Origin of the sequence: Bacillus cereus (assembly GCF_002567495.1) — a bacterium.
GTDB classification, from domain to species: Bacteria; Bacillota; Bacilli; order Bacillales; family Bacillaceae_G; genus Bacillus_A; species Bacillus_A cereus_AQ.
This window is the reverse complement of record NZ_NVAP01000007.1, coordinates 1-15264: the sequence shown is the minus strand read 5'-3', so window position 1 is coordinate 15264 and position 15264 is coordinate 1. Positions and strand designations below refer to the sequence as shown.

The following is a 15264-nucleotide window of genomic DNA, read 5'->3' as shown; positions in this document are numbered from 1 at the left end:
ACATCATGTATCTGCTTCTCATCCTAATTATTTAGCTAACTTTTGAAGTTCGTCAAAGAATGTAGGATATGATACACCTACTGCTTCTGCATCTTCAATAATTGTTTTTCCTTCTGCCAGACAGCCAGCAATCGCAAGCATCATTCCAATGCGGTGATCACCGTAACTATTTACTGTATTGCCTTTTAAAGCTGATTTTCCGTAAATAATCATGCCGTCATCAGTTGCTTCTATGCGAGCTCCTAATCTCGTTAACTCAGCAACGACCGTATCAATACGGTTTGTTTCTTTTACTTTTAATTCGTGTGCATCTTTAATTACTGTAATTCCTTCCGCTTGCGTTGCCGCTAATGCGATTACTGGAATCTCATCGATTAATCTAGGGATAATATCTCCACCGATTTCGATTCCTTTTAATGAAGATGTTTCGATTGTAATATTTGCAGCTGGTTCTGATGCTCCTTCGTTAATTGGCTCTACAGTGAACGTAGCACCCATTTTCTCTAAAACATCAATAATACCTGTACGAGTTGGGTTCATTCCTACATTTTGTAATACTAGTTTACTATTCGGGATGATTGCACCTGCTACTAAGAAAAATGCTGCTGATGATACGTCACCTGGTACTTGAATGTCTATTGCTGTTAATTTTTGTCCACCTGACAACTTCACTGTTTTCCCTTCGCGAGTTACTTTAACACCAAATGCATCAAGCATTCTTTCCGTATGATCGCGTGAAATATGTGGTTCTGTAACAGCTGTTACACCTTCTGCACGAAGACCTGCAAGTAAAATAGCTGACTTTACTTGTGCACTTGCAACAGGAGAAATATATTCAATTGCTTTTAAATCTCCTCCACGTATTGTTAGCGGTGTAAACGTACCTTCTTCTCGGCCATCAATGTTTGCGCCCATTTGTTTTAATGGATTTGTTACACGCTTCATCGGTCTTTTTGCGATAGATTCATCACCTTGTACACAAGAGAAAAATGGTGTGTTAGCTAATATACCTGACATTAGTCGGATTGTTGTACCAGAATTACCAACATCTAATACAGCTTTTGGTTCTTGTAAACCTTCTAGTCCTTTACCAACTACAGTAACTTCATCACCGTTTTGCTTAATGTCTACTCCCATTTCTTTAAAACATGATATCGTACTTAAACAGTCTGCACCAGGTAAGAAACCTTTAATTGTTGTTTTCCCTTCTGCAATCGAACCGAACATAACAGCGCGGTGTGAAATAGATTTATCACCTGGGATTGTAATATTGCCATTCAATCCGTTATTAACAGGTTGTATTGTTCTTTCTTTCACGTTTTTCACCTTCTCATTTAAATTGTTTCATAAGTTTGGTATTCTTCTTCTCCAAGCGCTAGCTTTGCTTTCATACGATCTTCTTCCCTTTGGAAGCTAATACGTAATACTCCAAGCAGTCCTTCACGCGCTTCTAATATTTGCAAGTTCGTAATACTAATTTCCTCGCGTGCCAAAATACTCGTAATATGAGCCAATGCTCCCACCTTATCTAATACATCAACGTATAAGTCATGATAGGCAGGAATTGCGCCGCTCTTTCTTACTGGTAAAGAATCACGGTATTCTTTCGCATCTGCAAAATAGTTTTGAATCTCACCCGCATCTCCAGCAGAAACTGTAACATATAATTCTTCCATTTCAGAAATCCACTCTTTTAATAATACCATTAAATGCTCACGATTTTGCTTAACAATATCACTCCACATTTTCGGGCTACTAGATGCGATGCGTGTAATGTCTTTAAACCCTCCGGCAGCTAATTGATGAATGAGCGGATTGTCTCCTGCATGTTTCTCCACTTGCTTTACTAAACCTGCTGCGATAAGATGCGGAAAATGGCTAACGATCCCTGTTACATAATCATGTTCCTCTGTATTTAAAACGAGAAAATGTGATCCTGTTCCTTTTAACCATAATTTTAGCTCTTCCACTTGTTCATTTGGCACGTGATTCATCGGTGTTAAAATGTAAAATGCATTTTCAAATAAATGTGCTTTTGCACTTTCAACTCCTGTTTTATGAGAACCCGCCATCGGATGTCCACCAATGAAAGAAACTTCCTTCGAAAATAAAGCTTCCGCTTCGTTCATAATAGACCCTTTGGTACTACCAACATCGGTTACAATAACATCTTTTCGTAAACGGTATGACGCTAGTTTGTGCAATAGTTTCTTCGTTTCTTCAACTGGAGAAGCAAAAACAATTAAATGTGCCTCTTCACATGCATGCTGTAAATCAACTGCTACTTCATTTATTACGTGTAATTCTTTTGCACGCTCCGCTTGCTCTTTAAATATATCATAGCCTGTTATCGTTACATCGTGCTCTTTCTTAATTGCTAATGCGAGAGAGCCTCCTATCAAACCTGTTCCTATTAATACTACCTTTTTACGCATTTGCCTCATCTCGAGACTTACTTTTTTTATTTTCAAAATGTTGTTTTAACACTGAAATCACTCCTTCATTTTGCTCCCTTGTTCCGACTGTAATACGGACACCATTTGGGAATGGACGAATAATAAACCCTGCGTATGCACAATCTTCATAAATCTCTCCAGCATTATCTACCGGTAAGAAGATGAAATTCGTTTGTGACGAATAAAATGGTATTTCGTTTTCCGTACAGAAACTTTCGTATTGCTGTAACCCTTCTGTATTAACACGAATGATTTCTTCAATAAATTCATCATCACCAAAAGCAATGGTCGCTGCTTTTTGTGCTAATGAAGATACGTTAAATGGTAAACGTACGACATTTAATTTCTCGATTAGCTCTTCCTGTCCGACCGCATATCCAACGCGGAAGGAAGCTAATCCGTACGCTTTAGAAAACGTTCTAAGTACAAGAATGTTTTTATGTTTTTCTAAAAGCGGTAATGTCTTAGGGAAATCTTTTGCTGTTACGTATTCATAGTACGCTTCATCAATGACAATTAACGTATTTTCACTAATGCCTTCAATAAATTGAGTTAATTTTTGCTCGTTCACATATGTGCCCGTCGGATTATTCGGATTACAAATCCATACGATTTTTGTATTATTATCTACTACTGACAACATTTTGTCTAAGTCGTATACACCTTTATTTAAAGCAACTTCTTTCACTTCACAGCCTTCAACAATTGCATGATGGCGGTACTGCGGAAATGTTGCACCTGCTGTTACAATGTTATCTCCAGCTTTGAGTACTGCGCGACTAATTATTTGAATGACTTCATCTAAACCGCTACCACAAAGTACTTGTTCCATTTGAACTTGTAACTTTTCTGCAATTGTTTGACGGAGCTTTGTAGCACCTCCGTCAGGATATAATGCATGTTCCAACCACGATTTTTGTAATTCTTCTAAAACACGTGGTGAACAACCGAATGGATTTTCATTCGATGCTAACTTCACAAATGAATGATCTCCGTACACTTCTTTCATTTGTTCTGGTGATTTACCTGGTTTATATGGTTGTAATGATGATAGTTGATCTTTTACTTGCACGTTAAACCCACCTTTTTATTAAAATTCTTTTGCATAGTTATTGTGTTGCATAATATTTTGCTTTAATAATTCCATACGATCTTTTCCGAATTGTTCGACTAGTGAATCTGCAAGTTCCCATGCTACAACAGATTCAGCTACTACACCCGCTGCTGGTACTGCGCAACTATCAGATCTTTCAATACTCGCTTGGAAGGCTTCTTTCGTATCAATATCAACGCTTGCTAACGGTTTGTATAAAGTAGGAATTGGCTTCATAACGCCTCTTACGACAATTGGCATACCTGTAGTCATACCGCCTTCTAAACCGCCGGCATTATTCGTTTTTCTCGTGTATCCTTTTTCTTCATCCCACAGAATTTCATCATGCACTTTACTTCCTGGTTGTCTTGCTGCTTCAAAGCCAACGCCAATCTCAGCACCTTTAAATGCATTTATACTCATAATTGCACCAGCAAGTTTTGCATCTAATTTTCGATCGTAATGAACGTAACTACCAACGCCAATTGGCATACCTTCTGCAATGACTTCCACAATACCACCGATTGAATCCCCGCTACTTTTTGCGTTGTCAATCGCATCCATCATTTCTTGCTCTACTTCTTTATCTAAACATCGAACTGGTGAGTTTTCAGTTATCGTTTGAATTTCTTCAATCGGTAAACATGAAATACGCTTCGCTTGTACGCCACCAATTTCAAGAACATGCCCTGCAATTTCCACGCCTAATTCGCTTAAAATTTGTTTTGCAACTGCACCAGCGGCTACACGAACTGTCGTTTCCCTTGCGGATGAGCGCTCTAATACGTTTCTTATATCACGATGACCATATTTAATTGCTCCATTTAAATCCGCATGTCCTGGACGTGGTTTTGTAATTGTACGTTTCATGTCTTTACTTTCTTTTTCCGAAATTGGCTCTGCACCCATTACTTTCGTCCAATGTTTGAAATCATCATTTTTTACGATTAACGTAATCGGTGAACCAAGTGTCATCCCGTGACGAACACCACTTACAATTTCAACTGTATCTGTTTCAATTTGCATGCGTCTTCCGCGTCCGTGCCCTTTTTGTCTTCTTAGTAATTCTTTATTAATATGTTCCGCTGTTAATGTTAAACCTGCTGGTACACCTTCTAAAATAACTGTTAACTGCGGCCCATGTGATTCTCCAGCTGTAATGTATCTCATTTCTCTTGCCCCTTTACTATTTTTTTGTACAAAAAAGTCCCTACTGAGCGCTCAGTAGGGACGATGTTTATCGCGGTACCACCCTAGTTGTAGACTGAATTTCTGTCTACCTCTCTTCTTCTTTAACGATCGTTTGACCGTCTTTCTCTCCATAATTGGCGAGAAAGATGCTCCAAGGCTGTAATTCATGCTTATCTTTGTACTGATTCACACCGACCATCAGCTCTCTTTAACAGTGAGATAAGCACTACTGTTTCCTCTTCAGCGCATATATGATATGGAATTAAGATAATTTATTTTTGAAACCTTTTAACTCATCCATGAATCTGTGGAATTCTGGAATGTCCATTTGTTGTGCAGAATCTGATAATGCAACAGCTGGATCTGGATGAACTTCAGCCATTACTGCATCTGCTCCAATTGCAAGTGCCGCTTTCGCTGTTGGTAATAATAAATCTCTACGTCCAGTTGAATGTGTTACGTCAACGATAACTGGTAAATGTGTTTCTTTCTTTAAAATCGGTACAGCTGAAATATCTAATGTATTACGTGTCGCTCTTTCGTATGTGCGGATACCGCGTTCACAAAGAATAATTTGATCGTTACCTTGCGCAATGATGTATTCAGCTGCGTTAATGAACTCATCAATTGTTGCTGCTAATCCACGTTTTAGTAAGACTGGTTTATTAACTTTACCTACAGCTCGTAGTAAATCGAAGTTTTGCATGTTACGTGCACCAACTTGAATTACATCAACGTAGTCTAATGCCATTTCAACATCGTTCGGATTTAAAATTTCACTAATAATTGCTAAGTCGAACTCATCTGCTACTTGGCGTAAAATTTGCAGTCCTTCTACTCCTAAACCTTGGAAATCGTATGGAGATGTTCTCGGTTTGAATGCACCACCGCGCATTAATTTTAAGCCTTGATCTTTCATCGCTTGCCCTACTTGACGAACTTGTTCTAAGCTTTCTACTGCACAAGGTCCCATGATGAACGTTTGAGTTCCGTTTCCAATTAATTCGCCTTTTACATCAACGATTGTATTTTCTTTTTTCTTTTTACGTGATACTAGTAATGCTTTACGGTTATCATCTTCTTGCAATTCTAAGCTAGCTTTGAAGATTGTTTTGAAAATATGTTGAACTGTTGATGTTTCGAATGGTCCTTCGTTATGCTCTGCAATCATATCAAGTACTTCACGCTCACGTACTGGATCAAAGCGTTTCGTACCTTGCACTTGCTTTTGCTCCCCAATTTTTTGAACGATTTCACCACGTTTGTTTAAAAGGTGTAATAGTTGTAAGTTAATTTCATCTACCTGTTTACGTAATTGATCTAATTCATGATTTGCCATTTGGAAATCCTCCTCTAATGTTTTAAAAGTATAGTAAGAGAACGAAAGATTCTCTATTTTCTGAACTGGTTAATTATACAAATTTATAGTGGAATCGATACCTCTTCTTATTTTAAGCTAATAATACATACAAAGACACCTATCGACTAGCTAAAAACCCACTTTTTTGTACAAAAAAGCCCTACTGATCCAATCAGTAGGGACGATATTTATCGCGGTACCACCCTAGTTGTAGACTTATTTCGTCTACCTCTCTTCATTGTTAACGATCAATGTGACCGTCTTTCCCTTCATAAAGACAATACTTATCTTTACTACGAAAAAGATGCTCCAGGACTGTAATTCGCTCTTGTTTATGTACTGGTTCGCACCAACCACCAGCTCTCTGTTACAGGGAAACAACAACTACTGCTTTTCCTTTCAATGCATGACTATTTTATTTTCAAGTTGGACCACTAAAATACAAAAAGTCCCTACTGAATAAATCAGTAGGGACGATATTTATCGCGGTACCACCCTAGTTGTAGACTAACTTTCCGTCTACCTCTCTTCACTGTTAACGATCAATTGACCGCTCTTTCTTCATAAAGACAAACTATCTTTATTACGAAAAAGATGCTCCAAGACTGTAATTCATGATTATCCCTGTACTGGTTCACACCAACCACCAGCTCTCTGTTACAGTAAGACTAACCACTACTGTGATCTCTTCATTGCACTTTGTTTATTCAAATGTTTTTGAAATTGAATAAGTATGATTCGTATTATAGAACGCTTTTCAAAACACTGTCAACAACTTTTTATATATTTTTTTAAAATTCCACTTACGTCCTATAATTCTTCTTGTAAATCTCCCATAACAATTCCGATGCGAATTATTTCATTATCTATTAAATTTAATATATGTTTTTCTACTCCATATCGTGTTAATATTTCTTTCATTTGGATGATTTCATTTTCAAGCAAATCGCCTTCCTGAAGTGTTTGTAGTAAAGTGAAAAACACATTTGCATACAATTCTTTATACGTTTTCATACTCTCTTTCTTTCCCAGTATTTCAATAAATAACTGTTTAAACTCCTTTTGATTACCTTTTCCATCTACATCCGAAAATGCACTAGATATTATCGATAATCCTCTTTCTAAAATTTCATCCATGTATAAAATAATACGTACAAGCATTACATATTCTCTAGCATTGATTTCACCCATTTTTGGTCGTTCTCGTAAAAATACACTAAGCCAAGCTGTCAAAAATTTTTGTTGTTCTTTTACGCTTAATGTTTTGACGTAATAGCATAAAAACTGCATAAACTTAATTTTATTTTCTTCATTTTCTAGTATGAGTAAAGGATACAACCAATCTGTTTTTTGCTCCCAATATAGTACACATTTAATAAATACAAAGCTAAGCCACTTCAAGAAAGCTTCTCTCGTATGCGGATGTAATACTTCCAAATGTTCTATCGCATACTTAATAAAACGCTTCATTTCTGTAAATAAAGGTAAATTTATTTGCGTGTAACATAAGCCAGCCCATGCATATTCCGTAATCTCATTTTGTTTTTTTAAATCTAAGTATGGTAACAAATATTTTCGGCACCATTGCTTTTCAATATGATATAGAAATGTAATATCCGCTATTAAACGAGCAACCATAAAGTTTGTTCGTACTGAATTAACTCTTACTTGTTCTTCAAATAAAAATAAATATTCATATACATTACGATCGTATAAATGATCATATGATAACAATTTTAATAATACAGCCGTCATTTTTCCAACAGGATGCTGAATTGACTCATTGTAAAAATCTTGTTTTCCAAGCTTAAAATCTGTATTACTTTTCATAACTTGAGGAAATACTGAAAAAGCAAAACGTTTTACAACACGTATACTATTCTCCTCTAACTCTTCTAGTCGATTACTAATTTCATATAGAAAACTACTGATTAACCAATGAAAATCCGTATTTCTAACAAATTTCTGCAATAGCGGAATAATTTTTTGGATTTGATTATTTGTCAATCCTCGGTTATTTCGCCATTCTCTAATACAAACAAACCATACTTCATTACTTATTTCTTGCACTCCTACCAATTGGTATGCGAATGAAATACTCCACTCTGTATTTAATTTACATGCTTTTGATAACATCTCTAAAAAATGGCGTTGTTCAAAAACACCATCTTGAGAAAATTGCCGAACTTGCTTCATAATTTCAATATCTTTCAGCTGCAATAATCCGTCAGCAGTGACATTGCAAGTAATGCTTTGTTCTGTATCTTCTTTCTTTTGTACACTGTATTGTTCAGAATGAAAATGAGGATGTTTTTGCTTCATTAACTCATACCCATTTGCCGTAGATGGACTATTTGAATCACACTTGAATAATAAGTCTAATACGAGACATGCATCAAATGCCCTCTCTTCTGTAAGATGCTTTATTACAGTTCCAGTTACTTCTTCTTTTGTTTCTTCTAAAGAATGTGCATAATGCCTTTTTAAAAGTTGAAAAACTTCGTGTTTATAAGTGAAATCTAAAAGAAGTCCTTCATGTAACAACCATTTCATTTTGTCATCTACACGAACAAAAATATTTTTATTCATCGCATCAATTGCAATTCGCTTTTGAAGCACACTATTTGCTTCTATCATTTCTGTAATATAATAATCCGCTTTTTTCTCATTGTTTTCGCATAAATAAGCTAGACACTCTTTTACAATTTGTATTAAAAATGCAAGATCATTTTGATAAAACTCTTTTTCTATATCTTCCTTATTTCTTTTTTTCAATGCAGTTTGTCTTAACGACAACATTCTCAATTTTTCTAATCCAATCATCATAATTGGAACAGCGTAGTAGGCAATATATGGCTTCATCTTTTCGTTCCAAATTTGCTCCACATGAGAAAATATAGACACTGGCAAGCGACTCGATTCTTCGAGTTCTATTGATTCTTGCGTATCATTTCCCCATTTTCTCACACGTTTCAACTTCAGTTTTCCGTCTAAAATAAAAGTTAGTAACAATAAGGCAATTTCCTTATGCTCAGGAAAAGAACATTTTTGTAGTAAGTTAGAAATCTTTTCTATAGAGCTACTATCTTTTTCAGCTGTTTCTAATAAAAGGAGTGTCCACCTCGCAAACAACAATGGGTCCATCTTACTTTTCGTTTCGTTTAAGTAATTACAAATCTTTCTCCATAATAACGGTGATATTTTAGAATAGTTTTTATAAATTAATTGAAATAATTCTTTCTGATGACTAAAAAGAAATTGTTCTACTAACCATTCTGCAAGTAATTCATCTACCTCATTATAATTTGGCGTAAGCATAAACAAATTTTGTAATTTACCTTCTGCTTCCAACCATTCGACCCATTCATAATCATGAGCAAATTCCACAAAGTAACGAACGGTTTCAATTTTTTTAATGGATTGCTTTATGTATGATAATTGTTCCTGTTCTACTGACGGTGGAACCGTTACAATATCCCGAATACGCATTCTTTTCGTAATATAATTATCCCCCATTAATTCCGCCCAGCGTTTTACCGCTTTTACGAGGGATTGATGATTATTTGCTTTATTCGGATACACAATTGGTCTTATCCCTAAATGTTCCCAGTGGTACGTATTTTCTCCTTGCGCAACAAAAGCATACCGCCTTGTGCTTGGTGGTAAACCAGTTGCTAAATATTTCATTACTGGGTCATTATGGCTATATCCAACGAATAAAACGGTGTAATTTGAGAATAGATCGACTAAAAATCTTCTCGCCCATCCTTCGGTTAAGTAAGCCCTTCCAAAATCACCGTCTGTTAAAATTAAAGCCTCTTTCTCCTGTTCTACATTACCATGTATATAAGCAAGACCTTTAAAAGCCCTCCCAGTCGGTAAAGCTGGAGCGTAATAAACATTGGTATCTCTATTTATTTCTTTAATTGCAGTTGTAAAATGTTGATCAAAATTTGTTGTTACAATGCGGACATCTGTATCTAAAGGAAATAACCTTGGAATTGCATAATGCAATGGATTCGGTTTTGATTTCTCTATATGAACAAGATCTCTTGCGACTTGATGTACATCTTTTGTTTTCGCAATTTTACCAAGATAATAATCATGAGGTTCTGTTATTTCACGTTTTTCGACATATAACGTTTTTGCAATTTCATCAACTAAATCATCAAAATTCGGTAAGTTTGATTTCCCTTTCATAGAAACTCCCGCTCCAACAAATAACACTAACTTCCCTTGCTCAAGGTGATCGATTAATTCATCTGGAATTTCTACTTCTGAAGTAATCCACATTCTGGATTCCCCCTTACCTAAAAATGTCATACACTCTCATTTTACTATAACATTTTTTCGCTGTTTTTATAATATTTAGACTAAATTTCAAACATGAAAAAGTTTTATGTAAATAAATCCGTTACAATGTATGAACTCCAGAATTTATTGAAAAACTATGTATAAATCGGAGGTGTAAATTTTGAATGATTTCACAGTAGTGCTTATCAAGTTTATATCGTGCATTATCGCATTTAGTATTGGGCTCGCTTTATTTTTCCCTGCAACGTTCGTCCAAATCATTTCATTCAGTCTCTTTGTTACAATCGTATCCTACATGTTCGTTGATAAAATTATTTTAAATCGAATTGGCAATACTGGTGCCATTATGACAGATTTCTTATTAACGTATTTAAGCGTTTGGATTTTCGGTAATATTTTATTAGACAACTATATGCAAATTGCATGGGGCAGTATCCTTTCGGCGATTGTCTTCACATTATCAGAAGTAATCGTTCATCGTTTTTCAAATGCCCGCACAAGGCATAACAATGATAATATTCATATTAATCGCCGCTTTGCATATGGTACGGAGTTTGCTGAAGAACAAAATATATTGGATAAAGATAAGAAGAAGTAACGTTTTAATGCAGGAGCGCCCTTTTTAATTATGTGGTGCTCCTTTTTTGTGTATTTTCATTATGATACGTGAAATTATACAAACGATTATTTCAAAATATCCACTTACCGACAATATTTGACGCTATTTTTCCCAATAAAAAACTGCCTCTTATTTAGAGGCAGCCACTTTCAAGTCTTTTAATGCAACAACATCCGCAAACGCTCCCAATACTGCGTTATGATGTTTCACAATATCTTCAGCACGTAACACTTCTGTATCAAATGTACTATGCGCATCACTTACTAACGTTACTTTATATCCTTCACTACACGCTCTGCGTGTTGTCGTATCTACACAATACTCTGTTTGCATTCCTGAAAGAATAACGTGTTCAATTCCTTTTTCTTGTAACACTTCGCTTAAGTTTGTATTATGGAATGAATCTGGAGTCGTCTTTTCAACGATATTGTCCCCTTTTTGCGGAGCGATGGCCGCATGGATTCGCCAACCATCTGTACCTTTTTCTAACGGATGATCTTTAGGCCCGTTATGTTGGACATAAATAACGGGGATATCATTTGAACGACATTCCCCAATTAGCTCTTGCAATGTTTGTAAAAACTTTTCTCCATTATGTACTGGCATTCCAGCTGTATACATACCCGCTTGCACATCAATTACAATTAATGCTTTTTTCATTTCGCACAGCTCCCTTTGTTTGTATAAGCCATTATTATTATTTATATTCCACCATCCAACAATCTTCTAATATCCCCTCATGCAACTCATGTTCCTTTAAAATCTTTACTTTTTTAAATCCGCTTTTTTCATAACACTTTATCGCACGTTCATTATTTACTTTCGGATCCATTGCGATTGCTTCTGCTCCCATATCACCCATAATGTATGTAACTGCTGCCTGAACGATTTTTGTTCCAATTCCTTTTCCCCAATAGGCTGGTTCACCGATAAATTGGTCCATTCCCCATACATTTTGTGATTCTTTATATCCATATAACGCTTTCCACTCTGAATCAACTGGGTACATTTGTATGTAACCAATCGGAACGGCATCAAGTTCTATTAAACATCTTTTTTCATTACTGTTTGGATTATGTATAAAATGATCAAGTACCTTTTCTACAGATTGCGGATTATCTCGTCCTTCGTAATACTGCAGGACTTCTGGGTCCGTTAACCATTTAGAAATGATAGGTGCATCCCCTTTCATTACGTATCTAATCAATAACCCTTCTTTTTGAAATAGCATATTATACCTCTATTATTCTTTTATATTTTTTCTTGATATTATATCTTTCATTGCACCTACTAATGCATATGGTAGTAATGTGATCGTAAAAAAACGCTGTAAATACGTTAAATTGCGGGATTGTATAGAGCGTGAACCATTCTGTGAAAAATTGCGAATTTAATATTCTATTAAAAAACTCTCCGCCTGGCCTAAAGTTTGGCGCCACGCAGTTATTTCACACAAAATAAAGTGAAACTTTAATCAGTGGGGTTTTTGTTCATCCCCCACTGATTATTAGTTGAACCAATGGGGCTTTTACGGGCAGTTGATCTCCCACCTAACTTCTTCGCTTTCGCTGAATTTGGAGGTGGGGGTCTTACTGCCCGTTAATGCGGGATAAACAGTAACTGAACAATAAAAAATGCCCTTAGATAACGAAACCACGTCCGTTTCCATATAGATTGTGCATTTTTTAATGTACTCCCCATCTAACCCCCTTCTTAAATATATCCATCATATTGATTATACACTTCCCTCACTTTATTTGTTAAAATTTTCTATATAATTAATGCTGTTGGGGGGAATACATTATGTCTAATCCTATACTTACATCCACTTTAATCATTCTTAGAGGAAATTCCGCAAGTGGTAAAACAACAATTGCAAAACAACTACAAGAACATTTCGGACAAGGGACACTTTTAGTATCACAGGATGTTGTACGTAGAGATATGCTTAGAGTACACGACACAATGGGTAATTTATCTCATGATCTACTATTTGAAATTACGAAGTACGGAAAAGGAAAATGTAAGTTTGTTATTTTAGAAGGTATTTTAAACAATCGTAGATACGGTGATATGTTGAAAGAATTAATTCGTTATTTTGATGGAAATGCATATACATATTACTTTGATTTATCACTCGAGGAAACCATTAGACGACATAACACAAGGGACAAACGACATGAATTTGGTGAATATTCCCTTCAAAAATGGTATAATCCGCACGATACAATTGAAGTTGCTAGTGAAACTATTTTTACAGATAATTTTACACAAAAAGATATATTTGATGCGATTCTTAACGATGTTGCGATACAAAAACAAGACTAACATAATATGTTAGTCTTGTTATGTACTTTGTGTTTCCGTTTTTATAATTGAACAATCTTTACATAAATAAAAATAGATATTCATTTCCCCAAACTGGAAATCAACTACTGAAATAAGTTCACGTTCCTCGATATCTTGTGTAATTGTAGCAGCATACTTCATCTCTTTAGAACAAGTTGGACACGCCAAATCCTCTGGAAGATCATCATATAATGGTGCCCCTAACAATCTACATACATATTCCGAACCGAACAAGTCGAAAGCTTCCCAGTACCTATCTTCATCTGTAGGTATATCTTCATTTTTCATATTTATAAGCTTTACCGTTGTTTTTGGTAATGAAACTGGTAACTTATCTTCCTCTTCCATTATCCATTCTTCTGTATTTTGCTGCTGTATGATTTGAACTGTTTTACCTCCATCACTTAACTGAAAATATTGCGGTTCCCACACCATCGCGCAGTTCAAGCATGAAACGAATGGTAAAATATTTAGTTCACTACTTTTAAGTTCAGCAAGTCTCTCATCTTTTAAATCAAAACAGAGAATTTGGTGCATCTTCTCACCGCATAACTTACATACTGGCAAATTGCAATCTTGACCGCCAAAGTAGTGATTATATGAATCTTTTCCTTCTATTACTCTATACCCTTTCAATTTATTACAATGTGCACCATATAATTCTGTTGTCATATTCTATCCTCGCTTTTTATAAAAGTGATCCACAAAATGATAATAATTAACACTAAAAAGCATCGTCTTCCTGAATAGTTTCTATAATAAATTCTTTTAAACTTAGGGCTATTTCTTCCATTTCATCATCCTCGTGATACCAAATATATACTTCATCAACCATGATTCCGTTATTTATTTTAAAGCACAATTTATCCCCTGAACCATCGTCACCAATTACGATAAGGTTTTCTGGTATATACTCATCTCTCATGTCAACGTTTTGTCTAACTATATCATCCCAAGTTTTCGTTACATTTCTATTATCTTTAATTGGATATAGTATCCATTCCCCTATTTCAGCATTATTAACTAATTTAATAAGATCCCTATATTGAGTTGGGAAAGCAGCACCTAACTTTTCTTCAGTTTCTTTTATTTGCAACTCCAATACACCTTGTTTTTTTGTTTCAATATATTCTCTTACTTCTTTCATGAAATACACCAATCCTTTGAACTTAATTACACTATTATGAGTGAAAGTGTTTAGTAAATGATTTGATCCGATTTATATATTCCATTATACGTAAACCCGTCGTTGTCAACATACTATTCTTCTCTACTTCCTCACCTCATCCTTAATAGTTTATTTTATAAACATGATACAAGTTTCATTTTCCTTTTATGTTTTAGTACAGATTTAGTAATAACCCTTTAAAAATTCTATGTTACTTCCACTCAAAAAATAAAAGCCAGCCTCAATAAAGAGAACTGACTTCTATTTGGATAATTATTGTTATTATAAAATTTTCACTTTAACAGTTTGTCTTCCCCAATTCATAGCTTTACTTTTTGAACCCATTAAAACATCAATACGATTACCTTTAATTGCACTTCCAGTATCACCAGCGATAGCTTCTCCATAACCTTCTACCCATACTTTAGATCCTAACGGGATTACTTTCGGGTCAACTGCGATAATTCTCATATTCGGATTTGCCGTTAAATCATGCCCCATCGCAGTTAAAACGCGTCCACCATATGTACCATTTTCACTTGGATCAGCAGTATACGCTGTCGCTACTACCGTTAATTCACGTTTAGCAGACTGTATGTTATTTTTAGACACTTCTTTCGCTTTTTCTTCTTCTTTCGCTTTCGCTATTTCTTTTGCTTTCTCTTCTTCTTTAGCTTTTGCTATTTCTTTTGCCTTCTCTTCTTCTTTAGCTTT

General features: G+C 35.3%; 13 protein-coding genes, 1 pseudogene and 3 other annotated features. Of the genes and pseudogenes, 2 read left to right on the top strand and 12 right to left on the bottom strand.

Features of this window, described 5'->3' with window-relative positions:
- Positions 1-27 precede the first annotated feature (27 nt).
- From aroA to COK05_RS03600, 6 genes are all read right to left on the bottom strand, one after another.
- The gene (gene aroA / locus COK05_RS03630) at positions 28-1317 is read right to left on the bottom strand and encodes a 3-phosphoshikimate 1-carboxyvinyltransferase (RefSeq protein WP_098611493.1); all 1290 of its coding nucleotides are present in this window, start codon (positions 1315-1317) and stop codon (positions 28-30) included.
- Between the two features lie 17 nt (positions 1318-1334).
- Positions 1335-2435 carry a prephenate dehydrogenase gene (gene tyrA, locus COK05_RS03625; RefSeq protein WP_098611492.1) on the bottom strand — a complete coding sequence of 367 codons (1101 nt, stop codon included), beginning with the start codon at positions 2433-2435 and terminating at the stop codon, positions 1335-1337.
- Entirely contained in the window at positions 2428-3528 is a 1101-nt protein-coding gene (hisC, locus tag COK05_RS03620; protein ID WP_098611491.1) for a histidinol-phosphate transaminase, read from the bottom strand. The genes tyrA and hisC overlap by 8 nt, the downstream gene beginning before the upstream one ends.
- A gap of 18 nt (positions 3529-3546) precedes the next feature.
- The gene (aroC, locus tag COK05_RS03615; protein ID WP_098611490.1) at positions 3547-4719 is read right to left on the bottom strand and encodes a chorismate synthase; all 1173 of its coding nucleotides are present in this window, start codon (positions 4717-4719) and stop codon (positions 3547-3549) included.
- 53 nt (positions 4720-4772) lie between these two features.
- Positions 4773-4993, bottom strand: a binding site (T-box leader).
- Positions 4994-5002: 9 nt separating this feature from the next.
- On the bottom strand, positions 5003-6079 hold the full coding sequence (locus tag COK05_RS03605; RefSeq protein WP_086412102.1) for a bifunctional 3-deoxy-7-phosphoheptulonate synthase/chorismate mutase: 1077 nt from the start codon (positions 6077-6079) through the stop codon (positions 5003-5005).
- 195 nt (positions 6080-6274) lie between these two features.
- Positions 6275-6512 (bottom strand) — a binding site (T-box leader).
- A 54-nt stretch (positions 6513-6566) separates the two neighbouring features.
- Positions 6567-6802, bottom strand: a binding site (T-box leader).
- Between the two features lie 108 nt (positions 6803-6910).
- Positions 6911-10393 carry a DUF4020 domain-containing protein gene (locus tag COK05_RS03600; protein WP_141538881.1) on the bottom strand — a complete coding sequence of 1161 codons (3483 nt, stop codon included), beginning with the start codon at positions 10391-10393 and terminating at the stop codon, positions 6911-6913.
- A gap of 181 nt (positions 10394-10574) precedes the next feature.
- Here COK05_RS03600 and COK05_RS03595 point away from each other — a divergent pair, with 181 nt between their 5' ends.
- A complete protein-coding gene (locus COK05_RS03595; RefSeq protein ID WP_098611488.1) occupies positions 10575-11012 on the top strand; it encodes a YndM family protein in 438 nt (145 codons plus the stop codon).
- Between the two features lie 150 nt (positions 11013-11162).
- Here the strand turns inward: COK05_RS03595 and COK05_RS03585 are convergent, their stop codons facing one another.
- The 3 genes and pseudogenes from COK05_RS03585 to COK05_RS03575 all read right to left on the bottom strand — a co-directional run.
- The gene (locus COK05_RS03585) at positions 11163-11693 is read right to left on the bottom strand and encodes a cysteine hydrolase family protein (RefSeq protein ID WP_098611487.1); all 531 of its coding nucleotides are present in this window, start codon (positions 11691-11693) and stop codon (positions 11163-11165) included.
- A 37-nt stretch (positions 11694-11730) separates the two neighbouring features.
- Complete coding sequence (locus tag COK05_RS03580) at positions 11731-12264, bottom strand: GNAT family N-acetyltransferase (protein WP_098611486.1); 534 nt, start codon at positions 12262-12264, stop codon at positions 11731-11733.
- Positions 12265-12276: 12 nt separating this feature from the next.
- Positions 12277-12495 (bottom strand): annotated as a pseudogene (locus COK05_RS03575) (YfzA family protein); the annotation flags it as partial.
- Between the two features lie 341 nt (positions 12496-12836).
- Between COK05_RS03575 and COK05_RS03565 the strand changes: the two are divergent.
- On the top strand, positions 12837-13361 hold the full coding sequence (locus tag COK05_RS03565; RefSeq protein ID WP_098611485.1) for a kinase: 525 nt from the start codon (positions 12837-12839) through the stop codon (positions 13359-13361).
- An 18-nt stretch (positions 13362-13379) separates the two neighbouring features.
- On the opposite strand, the gene COK05_RS30840 is transcribed toward COK05_RS03565, so the two are convergent.
- From COK05_RS30840 to COK05_RS03550, 3 genes are all read right to left on the bottom strand, one after another.
- Entirely contained in the window at positions 13380-14054 is a 675-nt protein-coding gene (locus COK05_RS30840) for a hypothetical protein (RefSeq protein ID WP_141538880.1), read from the bottom strand.
- Between the two features lie 52 nt (positions 14055-14106).
- The gene (locus tag COK05_RS03555) at positions 14107-14529 is read right to left on the bottom strand and encodes an SMI1/KNR4 family protein (protein ID WP_098611484.1); all 423 of its coding nucleotides are present in this window, start codon (positions 14527-14529) and stop codon (positions 14107-14109) included.
- 303 nt (positions 14530-14832) lie between these two features.
- Positions 14833-15264 (bottom strand): 3D domain-containing protein (locus COK05_RS03550; RefSeq protein ID WP_176539410.1); only part of this gene is annotated, 432 nt, incomplete at its 5' end.